This window comes from Microbacterium sp. BWR-S6Y (assembly GCF_041379845.1).
In the GTDB taxonomy this organism is placed as follows: domain Bacteria; phylum Actinomycetota; class Actinomycetes; order Actinomycetales; family Microbacteriaceae; genus Microbacterium; species Microbacterium hydrothermale.
Genome location: NZ_JBFECV010000002.1, coordinates 244091 through 258494, shown reverse-complemented (window position 1 = coordinate 258494; position 14404 = coordinate 244091). Strand labels below are relative to the sequence as shown.

General features: G+C 69.2%; 14 protein-coding genes. 3 read left to right on the top strand and 11 right to left on the bottom strand.

Features of this window, described 5'->3' with window-relative positions; all coding sequences use genetic code 11:
* The first annotated feature begins 112 nt into the window (after nt 1–112).
* Together AB1K56_RS05100 and glpK are read left to right on the top strand one after the other, a co-directional pair.
* Complete coding sequence (locus AB1K56_RS05100) at nt 113–868, top strand: MIP/aquaporin family protein (protein WP_136587864.1); 756 nt, start codon at nt 113–115, stop codon at nt 866–868.
* A gap of 84 nt (nt 869–952) precedes the next feature.
* Nucleotides 953–2464 carry a glycerol kinase GlpK gene (glpK, locus tag AB1K56_RS05095; RefSeq protein WP_136587863.1) on the top strand — a complete coding sequence of 504 codons (1512 nt, stop codon included), beginning with the start codon at nt 953–955 and terminating at the stop codon, nt 2462–2464.
* Nucleotides 2465–2648: 184 nt separating this feature from the next.
* On the opposite strand, the gene AB1K56_RS05090 is transcribed toward glpK, so the two are convergent.
* Together AB1K56_RS05090 and AB1K56_RS05085 are read right to left on the bottom strand one after the other, a co-directional pair.
* Nucleotides 2649–3128, bottom strand: coding sequence for a hypothetical protein (locus AB1K56_RS05090; RefSeq protein ID WP_167494255.1), 480 nt, complete (start codon nt 3126–3128; stop codon nt 2649–2651).
* An 80-nt stretch (nt 3129–3208) separates the two neighbouring features.
* The gene (locus AB1K56_RS05085) at nt 3209–3679 is read right to left on the bottom strand and encodes an OsmC family protein (RefSeq protein ID WP_264630390.1); all 471 of its coding nucleotides are present in this window, start codon (nt 3677–3679) and stop codon (nt 3209–3211) included.
* Between the two features lie 137 nt (nt 3680–3816).
* On the opposite strand from AB1K56_RS05085, the gene AB1K56_RS05080 reads away from it, so the two are divergent.
* Nucleotides 3817–4800, top strand: coding sequence for an asparaginase (locus AB1K56_RS05080; RefSeq protein ID WP_371204842.1), 984 nt, complete (start codon nt 3817–3819; stop codon nt 4798–4800).
* Between the two features lie 162 nt (nt 4801–4962).
* Here AB1K56_RS05080 and AB1K56_RS05075 read toward each other — a convergent pair whose 3' ends face one another.
* The 9 genes from AB1K56_RS05075 to atpA all read right to left on the bottom strand — a co-directional run bounded on the left by AB1K56_RS05075 (nt 4963) and on the right by atpA (nt 14375).
* Complete coding sequence (locus AB1K56_RS05075) at nt 4963–6495, bottom strand: APC family permease (protein WP_371204841.1); 1533 nt, start codon at nt 6493–6495, stop codon at nt 4963–4965.
* A 46-nt stretch (nt 6496–6541) separates the two neighbouring features.
* Complete coding sequence (locus tag AB1K56_RS05070; protein ID WP_371204840.1) at nt 6542–7315, bottom strand: PP2C family serine/threonine-protein phosphatase; 774 nt, start codon at nt 7313–7315, stop codon at nt 6542–6544.
* A 121-nt stretch (nt 7316–7436) separates the two neighbouring features.
* Nucleotides 7437–8417: an aldo/keto reductase gene (locus AB1K56_RS05065; RefSeq protein WP_371204839.1), complete on the bottom strand. Its 981-nt coding sequence runs from the start codon at nt 8415–8417 to the stop codon at nt 7437–7439.
* An 80-nt stretch (nt 8418–8497) separates the two neighbouring features.
* Nucleotides 8498–9154 (bottom strand): DUF5684 domain-containing protein, encoded by a 657-nt coding sequence (locus tag AB1K56_RS05060; RefSeq protein ID WP_371204838.1) that lies wholly within the window; start codon nt 9152–9154, stop codon nt 8498–8500.
* Between the two features lie 109 nt (nt 9155–9263).
* Complete coding sequence (locus AB1K56_RS05055) at nt 9264–10013, bottom strand: YaaA family protein (protein WP_371204837.1); 750 nt, start codon at nt 10011–10013, stop codon at nt 9264–9266.
* Between the two features lie 68 nt (nt 10014–10081).
* A complete protein-coding gene (locus AB1K56_RS05050) occupies nt 10082–10342 on the bottom strand; it encodes a F0F1 ATP synthase subunit epsilon (protein WP_136587855.1) in 261 nt (86 codons plus the stop codon).
* A 1-nt stretch (nt 10343) separates the two neighbouring features.
* The gene (atpD, locus tag AB1K56_RS05045) at nt 10344–11792 is read right to left on the bottom strand and encodes a F0F1 ATP synthase subunit beta (RefSeq protein ID WP_058232212.1); all 1449 of its coding nucleotides are present in this window, start codon (nt 11790–11792) and stop codon (nt 10344–10346) included.
* Nucleotides 11793–11814: 22 nt separating this feature from the next.
* On the bottom strand, nt 11815–12717 hold the full coding sequence (locus AB1K56_RS05040) for a F0F1 ATP synthase subunit gamma (protein ID WP_136587854.1): 903 nt from the start codon (nt 12715–12717) through the stop codon (nt 11815–11817).
* 26 nt (nt 12718–12743) lie between these two features.
* On the bottom strand, nt 12744–14375 hold the full coding sequence (gene atpA, locus AB1K56_RS05035) for a F0F1 ATP synthase subunit alpha (protein WP_264630383.1): 1632 nt from the start codon (nt 14373–14375) through the stop codon (nt 12744–12746).
* Nucleotides 14376–14404: the final 29 nt, after the last annotated feature.

Here is a 14404-nt window from a genome sequence, read left to right as displayed (position 1 = left end):
CGGGCGCGCCGTCTGTCGCGCGCCCGCACCTCGCGCATAGGTTCGGAACACCGAGCCGCATCACCACCCGTGCCGAAGGTGTCCGGGTGAGAAAAGAAAGGTCGATGACGACATGCAAGAAGTGAACCTGGGGCTGTACTTCCTCTCGGAGGTGGTCGGCACCGCGATGCTCATCCTGTTGGGCTGTGGCGTGGTCGCCAACGTGGCCCTGGCCAAGACCAAGGGCAACGCCGGCGGCACCCTGATGGTCAACTGGGGATGGGGCCTGGCGGTCTTCGCCGGTGTCATCGTGTCCGCCTACTCCGGCGCACAGCTGAACCCCGCCGTGTCGATCGGCCTCCTCGTGGCCGGCAAGATCGGCTTCGTCCAGTTCCTCGTGGCCGTGGCGGCCCAGCTCGTCGGTGCGATCATCGGTGCCGTTCTCGCGTGGGCGTCCTACAAGCAGCACTTCGACGACGAGCCCGACCCCGCCTCCAAGCTGGGCGTGTTCTCCACCGGCCCCGCGATCCGTTCCTACGGCTTCAACTTCCTCACCGAGGTCATCGCGACCTTCGTGCTGGTCTTCGTGATCTTCGGCTTCAGCGACTACGGCGTGGCCGACATCGGCGTCCCCGGCGGCATCGGCGGTCTCGCGGCCGTGCCCGTGGCCCTGCTCGTCGTCGGCATCGGCGCCTCGCTCGGTGGCCCCACGGGATACGCCATCAACCCCGCCCGTGACCTCGGCCCCCGCATCGCCCACGCGATCCTCCCGATCAAGGGCAAGGGCTCCAGCGACTGGGGCTACGCCTGGGTCCCCGTGGCCGGCCCGCTCGTGGGCGGTCTGCTCGCGGGTCTGCTCGCCCCGGTGCTCCTGAGCCTCGGCAAGTAACACTTCCGCGGGGGCGTCGCCCGGCGCCCCCGCCTTCTTCCTTCCCGCAACACCGTTCACCGAACAAGACAAAGGAGTCCATCCATGGCCGACTACGTCCTCGCCATCGACCAGGGCACGACCTCGACCCGCGCGATGATCTTCGACAAGTCCGGGAGTGTCATCTCCGTCGGACAGAAGGAGCACGAGCAGATCTTCCCGCGCGCGGGATGGGTCGAGCACGACCCGCTCGAGATCTGGCGCAACACCCAGGAGGTGATCGGCCTGGCCCTCAGCCGCGCCGACATCACCCGCCACGACGTCGCCGCCGTCGGCATCACCAACCAGCGCGAGACCGCGGTGGTCTGGGACAAGAACACCGGCAAGCCCGTCTACAACGCCATCGTCTGGCAGGACACCCGCACGCAGTCGATCGTCGACCGCCTCGCGGACGGCGACCCGGAGCGGTACAAGAGCATCGTCGGCCTGCCCCTGGCCACCTACTTCTCGGGCACCAAGATCGTGTGGATCCTCGAGAACGTCGACGGGGCCCGAGAGAAGGCCGAGGCCGGCGACCTGATCTTCGGCACCACCGACACCTGGGTGCTGTGGAACCTCACCGGCGGCATCGACGGCGGCGTGCACGCGACCGACGTCACCAACGCCAGCCGCACCCTGTTCATGGACCTCGAGACCCTCGAGTGGCGTGACGACATCCTGTCCGACTTCGGCGTGCCGCGCTCGATGATGCCCGAGATCCGCTCCTCCTCCGAGGTGTACGGCACCGTCGAGTCCTCGTCGCTGCTGCGCGAGACCCCGATCGCCGGCATCCTGGGCGACCAGCAGGCCGCGACCTTCGGCCAGGCGGCGTTCGATCCGGGCGAGAGCAAGAACACCTACGGCACGGGCAACTTCCTCATCTTCCAGACGGGCGAAGAGATCGTCCACTCGAAGAACGGCCTGCTGACCACGCTCGGTTACAAACTGGGCGACCAGCCGGCGCGCTACGCGCTCGAGGGTTCGATCGCCGTGACCGGCTCGCTCATCCAGTGGCTGCGCGACCAGCTCGGCATCATCTCCTCGGCCCCCGAGGTCGAGGCGCTCGCCTCGAGCGTCGACGACAACGGCGGCGTGTACTTCGTGCCGGCGTTCTCGGGTCTGTTCGCTCCCTACTGGCGTCCCGACGCCCGCGGCGCGATCGTGGGCATGACGCGCTACGTCAACAAGGGCCACATCGCCCGCGCCGCGCTGGAGGCCACCGCCTTCCAGTCGCGCGAGGTCCTCGACGCGGTCAACGCCGACTCCGGTGTCGACCTCGCCGAGCTCAAGGTCGACGGCGGCATGACCGCCAACGACGCGCTGATGCAGTTCCAGGCCGACATCCTCGGCGTCCCGGTCGTGCGCCCGGTCGTCGCCGAGACCACCGCGCTCGGTGCCGCCTACGCCGCGGGTCTGGCGACCGGCTTCTGGGACAACCTCGACGACCTGCGCGCCAACTGGCAGGAAGACAAGCGCTGGGAGCCCAACATGGACGACAGCGAGCGCGAGCGCGAGCTGCGCCTGTGGAAGAAGGCCGTCACCAAGTCGATGGACTGGATCGACGACGACGTGCGCTGACCCGCACGCCCCCTTCCGGAACCCCGTCGGCCTCGTGCCGGCGGGGTTCCGTCGTCTCTCCCGGGTGTCCGCGGCGTCGCGTCGCGCGCCGTCGCCCGTGCGTTCGCGAGCCTCGCCGCGGCTCCCCCGCGCCCGCCGAACAGATCGCCAGGCGCCGGCCATGCGGCATCCGGATGCCGCCGCCTCAGCGCTGCGGCTTGGGGTACGCCGCCCGTACGGCGTCGGACTGCAGGTAGTCCGAGACGCCGATGAGCAGGATGGCGAAGAGGATTTGCTCGGTGACCACCCAGAACGGGTACAGCCCGGGGATGGCCGCGAGCACGAGCGCCACGACCGGGAAGATGCGGCTGAACAGCTGCAGGCGACGGAAGGCCCAGTACCAACCGGCGTGCGCGCGCCAGAGGAAGTAGAACAGGGTCGTGGTGATCGCCAGCACCACGAGGCAGCGCATCCAGACGGCGAAGCCCACGTCGTCGCCGTTGAGCGTCATCACGAGGGCGATCACGACCGTCGCGACGCCGAGGACGAAACCGAGGGCGAGCAGCAGCGTCATCGCACGGAACGCGCGCCGCACCTTCGGGTCGTCGGACACCTGCACCCGGTGGTCGGCCTGTCGGCCTCCGGCGACGCGGTCGAGTCGACGCAAAGCGGGTTCGATCTGCATGCGCTCACTGTACGACGCGCGGACGCGTCGGACCGTCCGGCCGGCGGGTCCGCGCGGGCTGTCCGAGCGGTGGGCGCGCCTCAGCCGACGGTGATCACCGGCTCGTGCCGGACCGGGAAGTTGACCGAGTTCGCGATGAAGCACCACTCGCGCGCCTGACGGTGGGCGGCGGTGGCCGCCTCCACCATCGACTGCTCGGCGACCGTGACGCGCGGACGCAGCACCACCTCGGTGAACGCTCCCCCGCTGTTGCCGTCCTCCTGCATCGTTCCCGAGGCGTCGTCCTCGTACGAGGTGACGACCACCCCCGTCGTGACGCACGCGTGCAGATACGACAGCAGGTGGCACTCGCTGAGCGCGGCGAGCAGCAGCTCCTCCGGGTTCCACTTGGCGGGGTCGCCCCGGAAGGGCTTGTCGGCGGATGCCGCGATCTCGGGCTTGCCGTCGACCGTCAGCGTCACCGCCCGGTCGTAGTCGCGGTACCCGCTCGTGCCCGTCCCCCGATCGCCGGTCCAGGTCGAGCGCAGGCGGTAGTGGTGCTCTCCGTTCATGCCCTCCAGTCTGCCCTCTTCCCCCGCGCGAGGCGCCGGTATTCGTCGCTTCGAGGGCCGCCGAAGCGACGGATCCTGGCGACTCGCGCGGGCGGCTCGGCAGGGTCGGGAGGGGGCCGGCGGGATACGATGAAGGGATGCCCGCCACGCCCCCCGCCTCCGTCGAACTCGCCGTCGTCGACCGCAACGGCTTCGTCGAATCCCGCCACGTCGGCGTCGCCGTCGTGCTCGCCCCCGACGGCACCGAGAAGCTCGCCCTGGGTGACGTGACGGCGGCGTTCCTGCCGCGCTCGAGCATGAAACCCCTGCAGGCGCTGGCGTGCCTGTCCGCGGGGGCGGACCTCTCCGACGAGCGCCTCGCGATCTCGATGGCGAGCCACTGCGGCACCGATCGCCACGCGGAGCTCGCGCGCGGCATCCTGCAGTCCGCCGGACTCACCGAAGACGACCTCGGCTGCCCCGCGGCCTGGCCCACCGACACCGCGTCGCGCGACGAGCTGGTGCGCGATCACGGCGCCCCCTCCCCGCTGCGCATGAACTGCTCGGGCAAGCACGCCGCGATGCTGCTGACCTGCGTGGCCAACGGGTGGTCGACCGCGGATTACCTCGACCCGCAGCACCCCCTGCAGGTGCACATCCGCGAGGTGCTGGAGCGTCTCGTGGGCGAGCGCATGACCACCACGGCCATCGACGGCTGCGGCGCCCCCGTCTACGCGATGAGCCTCGTCGGGCTGGCGCGGGCGATCCAGCGCATCGCGACCTCGTCCGAGCGATCCCCCTTCGCCCTGCACCGCAGCGCCGGAGCGCTCGTGCGGGCCGTCAAGGAGCACCCTTGGACCATCGACGGTCCGGGCCGTCCCGACACGATCGTCATCGAGCGTCTCGGCGTCTTCTCCAAGATGGGCGCCGAGGGCGTGCAGGTCATGACCGCCCCCGACGGCACGACCGTCGCCCTGAAGATGCTCGACGGCTCCAACCGGGCGGGGTGGGCCGTCGCCCTGCGCCTGCTCGAGCGCGCGGGAGCCCTCTCGGCCGAGGCCGTCGCCGACACGCTCGCGCTCCTGCCGCTCACGGTGTCGGGCGGCGGGGGCGTCGTCGGCTCGATCCGCGCCGTGGTCTGATCCGTCGCGGCCGGGGCGCCCGCTCGCGCGGACCCCGGCTCGCTCCTTCTCGCTCGGGCCCCGGCCCGCGCCCGCTCGCGTGGCCACCGCTCGCGCTTGCGTGCACAGCCCCGGCCCGCGCCCGCTCGCGCGGATCCCGCCGCGTCCGACCGGGCGGCGCCCTCAGATACCGCCGTCGACCGAGCGCGGGTAGGCGATGGGCTCGTCGGGCACCAGCACCTCGGTGTCGCGGTTGAGGCTCTCGCCCCGGAAGAACGGCTTCGACCCCGGGAAGGCGAACCACACCACCATCAGCACGACGCCGATGGCGAGGGCGCCGATGCCGACCACGAACGTCCCGCCGACGCCCAGCAGCACGGTGTTGCCGTACTCCGGGTCGTACATGTCGATCGCCGACTGCACGAATGCGTAGGTCAGCATGAGCGCACCCAGCAGGGGCAGGATGCCGCGGTACACGAGGTTCTTGCCGGAGGAGAACAGCTCGCGTCGGTAGTACCAGACGCACGCGTATCCGGTCATCGCGTAGTAGAACGCGATCGCGAGGCCGAGCGAGAGGATCGAGTCCTGCAGGATGTTGTCGCTGATGAGGGTCATCCCGACGTAGTAGATGCTCGCGACGATGCCCATCACCAGCGTCGAGAACGACGGCGTCTTGTAGCGCGGGTGCACCGAGCGGAACCGCTCCGGAAGCGCCTTGTACGCGGCCATGGCGAGCGTTCCTCGCGCGGTCGGGAGGATGGTGGTCTGCGTCGACGAGACGGCCGAGATGAGCACCGCGACGATCAGCACCCACCCGAACGGACCGAAGAGGCCGTCCTTCAGGGCGAGGAAGACGTCGTCCGCGTTGTCGGGGTTGGCCAGGCCGGCCCCGTCCTCCCCGACGCCGGCGTACATCATCGCCGCCACGGTGACGGTGACGTAGGTGCCGAGAAGGATGACGGTGGTCAGCAGGGCTGCCCGCCCCGGGATGCGCTTGGGGTCCTTCGTCTCTTCGTTGAGCGCGAGGCAGGTGTCCCATCCCCAGTAGATGAACAGCGCCAGCAGGACGGCCTCGGTGAACCCGCTCCAGTCCGTGAAGCCCAGCGGGTTGAACCAGGCGATGTCGAACGGGGTGGGGTTCGGGGCCGTTCCGTCGAAGAACTTCCACAGCGCGAGCACGACGAAAAGCGCGAGGACGAGGTATTGGACGGCGAGGAGGACGTTCTGGATCCGCTCCCCGATCTCGACGCCGCGGTAGCTGACGTACGTCATCGCGGCGATGAAGGCGACACCGGTCGCCGTGACCAGGGGCACGTTCTCGGCGAGCGAGCCGTCGCCGATGAGCGACCACAGGTAGATGCCGGCGATCTGCGACAGGTTGGCGAGCACGACCATGCCGGCCACGGCGACGCCCCACCCGCCCATCCAGCCGATCCAGGGCCCGAAGGCCTTGGTGCCCCACGTGAACGTGGTTCCGCAGTCGGGGATCTCGTTGTTCAACTCGCGGTACGCGAACGCGATGAACAGCATCGGCACGAAGGCCACGACGAAGGCGATGGGCGCTTGCGCGCCGACCGCGAGGACGACGAAGCCGAGGGTGGCCACGAGGGAGTAGACGGGAGCGGTGGATGCCAGACCGATGACGGTCGAGCCCCACAGCCCCAGCGTTCCACTGGCCAGGCCTTTGCCGGCCGTCCGTTCGGGTGCGGAGGTCATATGCCGAACGTAGAATCCGCGGCCAGCCGCGGTCAAGAGGAGATTCTCAGGCGGAGCGGCGGGCCACGTCGAGCACGACGATCGTGATGTTGTCGCGCCCGCCGTTCTCGAGCGCTGCCGCCATCATCGCCTCGACGGCCGCGGCGGGGTCCGCGTTGGCCTCGAGGAAGTGACGGATGCCGAAGTCGGTGAGTTCTTTGGTGAGGCCGTCGGAGCAGACGACGAACCGGTCGCCGTCGAGCACGTCGAGGCGCAGGTAGTCGGGCTTGACGCTGTCGCTCGGGCCGACGGCGCGTGTGATCACGTTGCCGTAGGGGTGGTTCTCGGCCTCTTCGGGGCTCAGTCGACCGGCGGCGATGAGTTCCTGCACCACCGAGTGATCCGTCGTCACCTGCACGATCTCGTCGTCGCGCAGGAGGTAGACGCGGGAATCGCCGATGTTGAGCGTCACCCAGTGCGGCTCGTCGGTCTGCGTCTCGAGGTACAGCCCCGTGAGCGTGGTGCCGGTCCCCTCGTCGGTGGTCTCGGGGTGGGAGACGATGTCTTTCACCGCGCGCGAGAGGGCCTTCTCGATGTTCCTGGTCGTCACCGGCCCCGCCTCGACCACGGCGCGCAGACGATCGACGGTGCTCGCGCTGGCGATCTCGCCGCCCAGATGACCGCCCATTCCGTCGGCGACGACGAACAGGGGGTAGTCGGCGAGGACGGCGTCCTGATTGACCTCGCGTCGACGCCCGGTGTCGGTGAGGGCCGCCCACCGCAGATCGAGGGAACCGTCGGGAAGGGAGACGGTACGCGTGTGGGTGGTCACCTCGGGCACGAAAGATCCTCCGGTTGGCCGACAGCTGCGCCGGCGGAACCGCGCGGCCCTGTCATCCTAGTCGACCCGTGCGCCGAGCCCGGGGACGCGCCGCGCGACACCGCCTCCCCCGCGTCGGGAATCACCCCGCGGCCGGGTCGGCGGGAAGGGCCAGGATGCCGTCGAGTTCGGCGAGATCCTCGGGACTCGGCGACCACGCGGTGGCGGCGGCCGCGTTCGACCGGATCTGCTCGGCGCTGGTCGCTCCCGCGATCACGCTGGAGACGACCGGGTGGGCGAGGAACCACCCGAAGGTGGCCTCGAGCATCGAGATCCCGCGTGCGTCGCAGAACGCCTGGTAGCTCTCCAACGCGTCCCAGGGAGCGTCGCGCCACAGGTGCGGACGCTGGCGCATGATGCGGCTCCCCTCCGGCCCGCCGTCGCGCGTGAACTTGCCGGTCAGCAGGCCGTTGTGCAGCGGGAAGAAGGGGAGGAACCCGAGTCCGAAGTGCTGCGCGGCGGGCAGCACCTCCCGCTCCGCCGCCCGGGCCAGCAGGCTGTACTGGTTCTGCGCCGACACGAAACGCACGCCCGAGGCCGCGGCATCCGCCTCGGCGATCTGCCACCCGGCGAAGTTCGAGTGCCCGACGTAGCGCACCTTGCCCTCTCGCACGAGGTCCGCGAGGGCGTCGAGCGTCTCGTCGATCGGCGTCTCGGGGTCGGGCGTGTGCAGCTGGTACAGGTCGATCCAGTCGGTGCGCAGGCGGCGGAGGGAGTCCTCGACCGCGCGGCGGATGTGCGCGCGCGACCCCTTCGCTCCCCCGGGGAGAGCGGGAGCCAGGTCGGCGTGACCGAACTTGGTGGCGAGCACGACGCTGTCGCGTCGACCCTGGAGCGCTTCGCCCATCAGTGTCTCGGAGAGTCCGAACGAGCGACCGTAGATGTCGGCGGTGTCGAGGAACGTGACCCCCGCCTCGATGGCCGCGTCGAGCACGTCGCGCGTGCCCTCGAGGGTCTCGGTGGCGGTGCCCGCCCGCCCGAAGTTGTTGCATCCGAGGCCGACCGCCGAGACGCGGAGTCCGGATCGGCCGACGGGACGGAGGGGAACGGGGTGGGAGCTCATACCTCCACGCTATCCCCGGGAACGAGGAAGGGCTCCCCGCGCGGAGCGCGCGGGGAGCCCGTGGATCGGGTCGTGCTCGATCAGACCTGCGGTCCGGCGGGAGGCGCCGGCGGCGGGGGCGTGGTTCCGGGAGCGGCCGGCGGGGCGTAGCCCTGCGCGGGCGGAGCGACCGGGGCGCCGTAACCGCCGCCGTTCTGGCCCTGGACGTTCTGCGCGGGCTGCGCGGGGATGCCGTTCCAGAAGGTCTTGTCGGCGATGAAGGACGAGCCCCACGGCGACGGCGACGCCGCGGCCGGGTTCCAGCGGTTGCTGCTGAAGCCGAGGATGCCGAGCCATATCCAGATGCCGAGGGCGTTCAGCAGGAACAGCAGCAGGATCGGCCAGGTGCGACCGAACTTCGCGTTGACGCGCACCGCGGCCATGATCATGACGACCAGGTAGGCGGGCAGCGCGATGAAGTTGAGCACCGGGATGCTCGCCGCCACGAGCGTGATGAGCACGGCCCACGGCGAGACGTCGCCGAGCTTGGCGAAGACCATCGCGTTGTAGACCGGAACCCAGGCGCGCCACTTGCCCTGCACGCCCGCCCGATCGAACACCTTCATCAGAAGGAAGGCGATGATCACGTAGCCGATGATGGAGAACAGGAAGACGAAGAGGTAGGCGACGGCCAGGAATGCCGCCTCGCCGGCACTGGTCGTCCCGTAGTCGGAGTAAGCGAGATTGATGTTGTTCACGTCGATCCTCTCGAGCGGCTCACGCGGTCACACGAGCCGGCGGGTGTCTCCCGCGCGTGACATGCTAGCGAACCTGAGTGTTCGCTGACATCCCCCGATTTCGCGCGCCTCATACTGCCAGGAGCAGCTCGTCCTCGCCCGAGGCCCGGACGGTGAACCCGTTCGCGTCCGCCCAGTCGATGAAATCATCCGCGGACGAGATGCGCGCTCCGCTGATCGCCAGCGCGCGCACGAGCTCGCCCTTCGCGTGCTTGTTGAAGTGGTTCAGCGCGCGGACGGCGCCGCCCTCCCCCGCGGTGACCACGCGCACGTACGCCGATGCCACCCCATCGGGCACCGGCCCGAGAGCGACGTACGCCTCGGAGCGCAGGTCGAGCACGAACGGCGCACCGGCATCCGGCAGCGCCGCCCCGACGGCGTCCGCCCACACGCGCCGGAGCGCCGGCAGGCCGGGAATCGACGTCCCCGCCGCCAGACGGTACGCGGGGATGCCGTCGAGCGCCGCCACCGGACCGAGCGGTGCCGAATGGATGACGACGTGCTCCGCGAGCCAGCCGCGGGCGGGCCCGTCGAGGCTGCCGGCATCCAGAGCGTCGAACAGGACGCCGGTGTAGCGGTCGACCGCGGGCATCGTCGGCGCCGATCGCAGAGCGGCGTTGTCGGCGATCTCGTGCCGGCGCTTCGCGCTGAGCTTGAGCACGCGCGCCGCCGCGTCTTCGTCGGCGCTCAGCGCGACCAGGGCGTCCACCACGGCCTCCCGCTGCGGCAGGAGCGAGGGAGCCCACAGCGACGCGAGCGACAGCGGCGCGCCATCACCGCCCGGCGTCTTGGTCTCGGACGGCGGCAGCAGGACGAGCATGGGTCCTCCGGGAAAAAGCGACGCGCGCCGCCCGGAGTCGGGCGACGCGCGTCGGCGATGAAGCGGTGTCAGGAGACGAGAGCGGCGTTTCCGGCGACGATCGTGAGTTCGTCGTCGGCCATCGACAGGAAGCCGTCCTCGGCGTTGGCCAGGATCTTCGTGCCGTCGGCGCGGGTGATGCGCACCTCGCCCTGGGCGAGGATCGCGAGCACCGGCTCATGACCCTGCATGAAGCCGATCTCACCCTCGACGGTCTTGGCCACGACGAGCGAGGCCTCCCCCGTCCACACCTCGGCGTCCGCCGACACCAGGCTCACGCGCAACGACATGTCAGCCGTTCTCCTTCTGGATCTGCGCCCACTTGGCCTCGACGTCGGAGATGCCACCGACGTTGAAGAACGCCTGCTCGGCGACGTGGTCGAAGTCGCCCTTGACGATCGCGTCGAACGACTCGATGGTCTCCTTGATCGGGACCGTGGAGCCCTCGACGCCGGTGAACTTCTTGGCCATGTAGGTGTTCTGCGAGAGGAACTGCTGGATGCGACGTGCACGCGACACGACGATCTTGTCTTCCTCGGAGAGCTCGTCGACACCGAGGATCGCGATGATCTCCTGCAGTTCCTTGTTCTTCTGCAGGATCTGCTTCACGGCGGTGGCCACGCGGTAGTGGTCCGCACCGATGTAGCGCGGGTCGAGGATGCGGCTGGTCGACGTCAGCGGGTCGATGGCGGGGTACAGACCCTTCGACGCGATCTCACGCGAGAGCTCGGTGGTGGCGTCGAGGTGCGCGAACGTGGTCGCCGGGGCCGGGTCGGTGTAGTCGTCGGCGGGCACGTAGATGGCCTGGAGCGACGTGATCGAGTGACCGCGGGTCGAGGTGATGCGCTCCTGGAGCACACCCATCTCGTCGGCGAGGTTCGGCTGGTATCCCACGGCCGAGGGCATGCGGCCCAGCAGCGTGGAGACCTCGGAACCGGCCTGCGTGAAGCGGAAGATGTTGTCGATGAACAGCAGCACGTCCTGCTTCTGCACGTCGCGGAAGTACTCCGCCATCGTCAGCGCAGACAGGGCCACGCGAAGACGCGTCCCCGGCGGCTCGTCCATCTGGCCGAAGACGAGGGCGGTCTTGTCGAAGACACCCGCCTCTTCCATCTCGCCGATGAGGTCGTTGCCCTCACGGGTGCGCTCGCCGACACCGGCGAACACCGAGACACCACCGTGGTCCTGCGCGACGCGCTGGATCATCTCCTGGATGAGGACGGTCTTGCCGACACCGGCACCACCGAACAGACCGATCTTTCCACCCTGCACGTAGGGCGTGAGGAGGTCGATCGACTTGATGCCGGTCTCGAACATCTCGGTCTTGGACTCGAGCTGGTCGAAGCTGGGCGCCTTGCGGTGGATGCCCCAGCGCTCGGTGACCTCGATGGTCTCGCCGGGAGCGCCGTTGAGCACCTCGCCGGTCACGTCGAACACCTTGCCCTTGGTGACGTCGCCGACGGGCACCGAGATGGGGCCGCCGGTGTCGCGCACGTCCTGACCGCGGACGATGCCGTCGGTGGGCTTGAGGGCGATGGCGCGGACGAGGTCGTCACCGAGGTGCTGAGCGACCTCGAGCGTGATCTCGGTCGACTCGTCACCGATGGTGATCGTGGTCTTCAGCGCGTTGTAGATCTCGGGGATCGCGTCATGCGGGAACTCGATGTCGACGACCGGGCCGGTGACGCGCGCGACGCGTCCGACGACGGCCGCGTCGGTCTTCTCGGCGGTGAGGCTCATGGCTTCTTCTCTCCTTGGGAACTTACTTGCCGGATGCCAGGGCATCGGCGCCGCCGACGATCTCGGCGATCTGCTGCGTGATCTCCGCCTGACGCGCGTTGTTGCGCAGGCGGGTGTAGTCGGTGATGAGCTTGTCGGCGTTGTCGCTGGCCGACTTCATGGCCTTCTGCGTCGCGGCGTGCTTGGCGGCCGACGACTGCAGCAGGGCGTTGAAGATGCGGCTCTGGACGTACGTCGGCAGGAGCGCGTCGAGAACCGTCTCGGCGTCCGGCTCGAATTCGTAGAGCGGGTAGACCTCGGACTGCGCGGGAGCCTCATCGGCCTCGAGCACCTCGAGCGGGAGCAGACGCACGGATTCGGGCGACTGGGTCATCATGCTGACGAAGCGGTTGTAGACCAGGTGGATCTCGTCGACGCCGCCCTCGTTCTCGCCGCTTTTGCGGTACGCCTCGATCACGGCATCCGAGATCTCCTCCGCGGTGGAGAACTGCGGGGTGTCGGTGTCGCCGACCCACTGGGCGACGCTCGGCATGCGACGGAACTGGAAGTATCCGACGGCCTTGCGCCCGACCAGGTAGTAGACGACCTCTTTGCCCTGCGAGCGGAGCAGCTCGGCCAGCTCGAGACCCTCGCGGAGGATCTGCGAGTTGAACGCGCCGGCGAGACCGCGGTCGGAGGTGAAGATGACCACGGCCGAACGGCGGATGTTCTCGCGCTCGGTCGTCAGCGGGTGATCGACGGAGGAGTGCGTGGCGACCGCCGAGACGGCGCTCGTGACGGCCCGCGCGAAGGGGGATGCCGCGCGCACACGCGCCATCGCCTTCTGGATGCGCGAGGCCGCGATGAGCTCCATCGCCTTGGTGATCTTCTTGGTGGTCTGAGCAGAAGAGATCTTCTGCTTGTAGACCCGCAGTTGTGCGCCCATGATTTACGTCCTCGTGTCGCCGCTACTCAGCGACGGCCCTTGACGATTCGCTCCTGGTTGACGTCTTCGGCCTCCGCGGCGTCGACCTTCTCGGCGCCGACGACGCTCTGGTCCTTGCCGGGCTGGAACTCCTTCGAGAACGCGTCGACGTGCTTCTCGAGCTCCGCGAGCGTGTCGTCACCGAGCACGTTGGTCTCGCGCAGCGTGTCGAGCACGGTCGAGTTGCGGCGCAGGTAGTCCAGCAGCTCGCGCTCGAAGCGCAGCACGTCGGACACCTCGACCGCGTCGAGCTTGCCGTTGGTGCCGGCCCAGATCGAGACGACCTGCTCCTCGACGGGGTACGGCGAGTACTGCGGCTGCTTGAGAAGCTCGGTCAGGCGTGCACCGCGGGCGAGCTGACGACGCGAAGCCGCGTCGAGGTCGCTCGCGAACATCGCGAAGGCTTCGAGCGAGCGGTACTGCGCGAGCTCCAGCTTCAGCGTTCCGGAGACCTTCTTGATCGACTTGACCTGGGCGTCACCACCGACGCGCGACACCGAGATACCCACGTCGACCGCGGGACGCTGGTTGGCGTTGAAGAGGTCGGACTGCAGGAAGATCTGGCCGTCGGTGATCGAGATCACGTTGGTCGGGATGTATGCCGAGACGTCGTTGGCCTTGGTCTCGATGATGGGCAGACCCGTCATCGATCCGGCGCCGAGCTCATCGGACAGCTTCGCGCAACGCTCGAGCAGACGCGAGTGCAGGTAGAAGACGTCGCCGGGGTACGCCTCGCGGCCCGGCGGGCGACGCAGGAGGAGCGACACGGCGCGGTAGGCCTCGGCCTGCTTCGACAGGTCGTCGAAGATGATCAGGACGTGCTTGCCCTCGTACATCCAGTGCTGGCCGATGGCCGAGCCGGTGTAGGGCGCAAGGTACTTGAAGCCCGCGGGGTCGGAGGCGGGGGCGGCGACGATGGTGGTGTACTCCATCGCACCGGCGTCCTCGAGCGCGCCCTTCACCGAAGCGATGGTCGAGCCCTTCTGGCCGATGGCGACGTAGATGCAGCGCACCTGCTTGTTGACGTCGCCCGACTCCCAGTTGGCCTTCTGGTTGATGATCGTGTCGATCGCGATGGCCGTCTTGCCGGTCTGGCGGTCGCCGATGATGAGCTGACGCTGGCCGCGGCCGACGGGGATCATGGCGTCGATCGCCTTGATACCGGTCTGCAGGGGCTCGTGGACGCTCTTGCGCTGCATGACGCCCGGAGCCTGGAGCTCGAGGGCGCGGCGGCCGGTCGTCGCGATCTCGCCGAGACCGTCGATGGGGTTGCCCAGCGGGTCGACGACGCGGCCGAGGTAGCCCTCGCCGACGCCGACCGAGAGGACCTCGCCCGTGCGGGTGACGCTCTGGCCCTCTTCGATGCCGGAGAACTCGCCGAGCACGACGACACCGACCTCGTTCTCGTCGAGGTTCTGGGCGAGGCCGAGCGTGCCGTCCGCGAAGCGGATGAGCTCGTTGGCCATGACGCCGGGAAGGCCCTCGACGTGAGCGATGCCGTCGGCCGCGTCGACGACGGCGCCGACCTCGGTCGCCGCGGCGCCGGTGGGCTCGTAGGCGGTGACGAAGTCCTTCAGCGCGTCACGAATGACGTCGGGGCTGATAGAGAGATCTGCCATTGTCTTCCTTCGTTCGTGGGGCCCTCGGC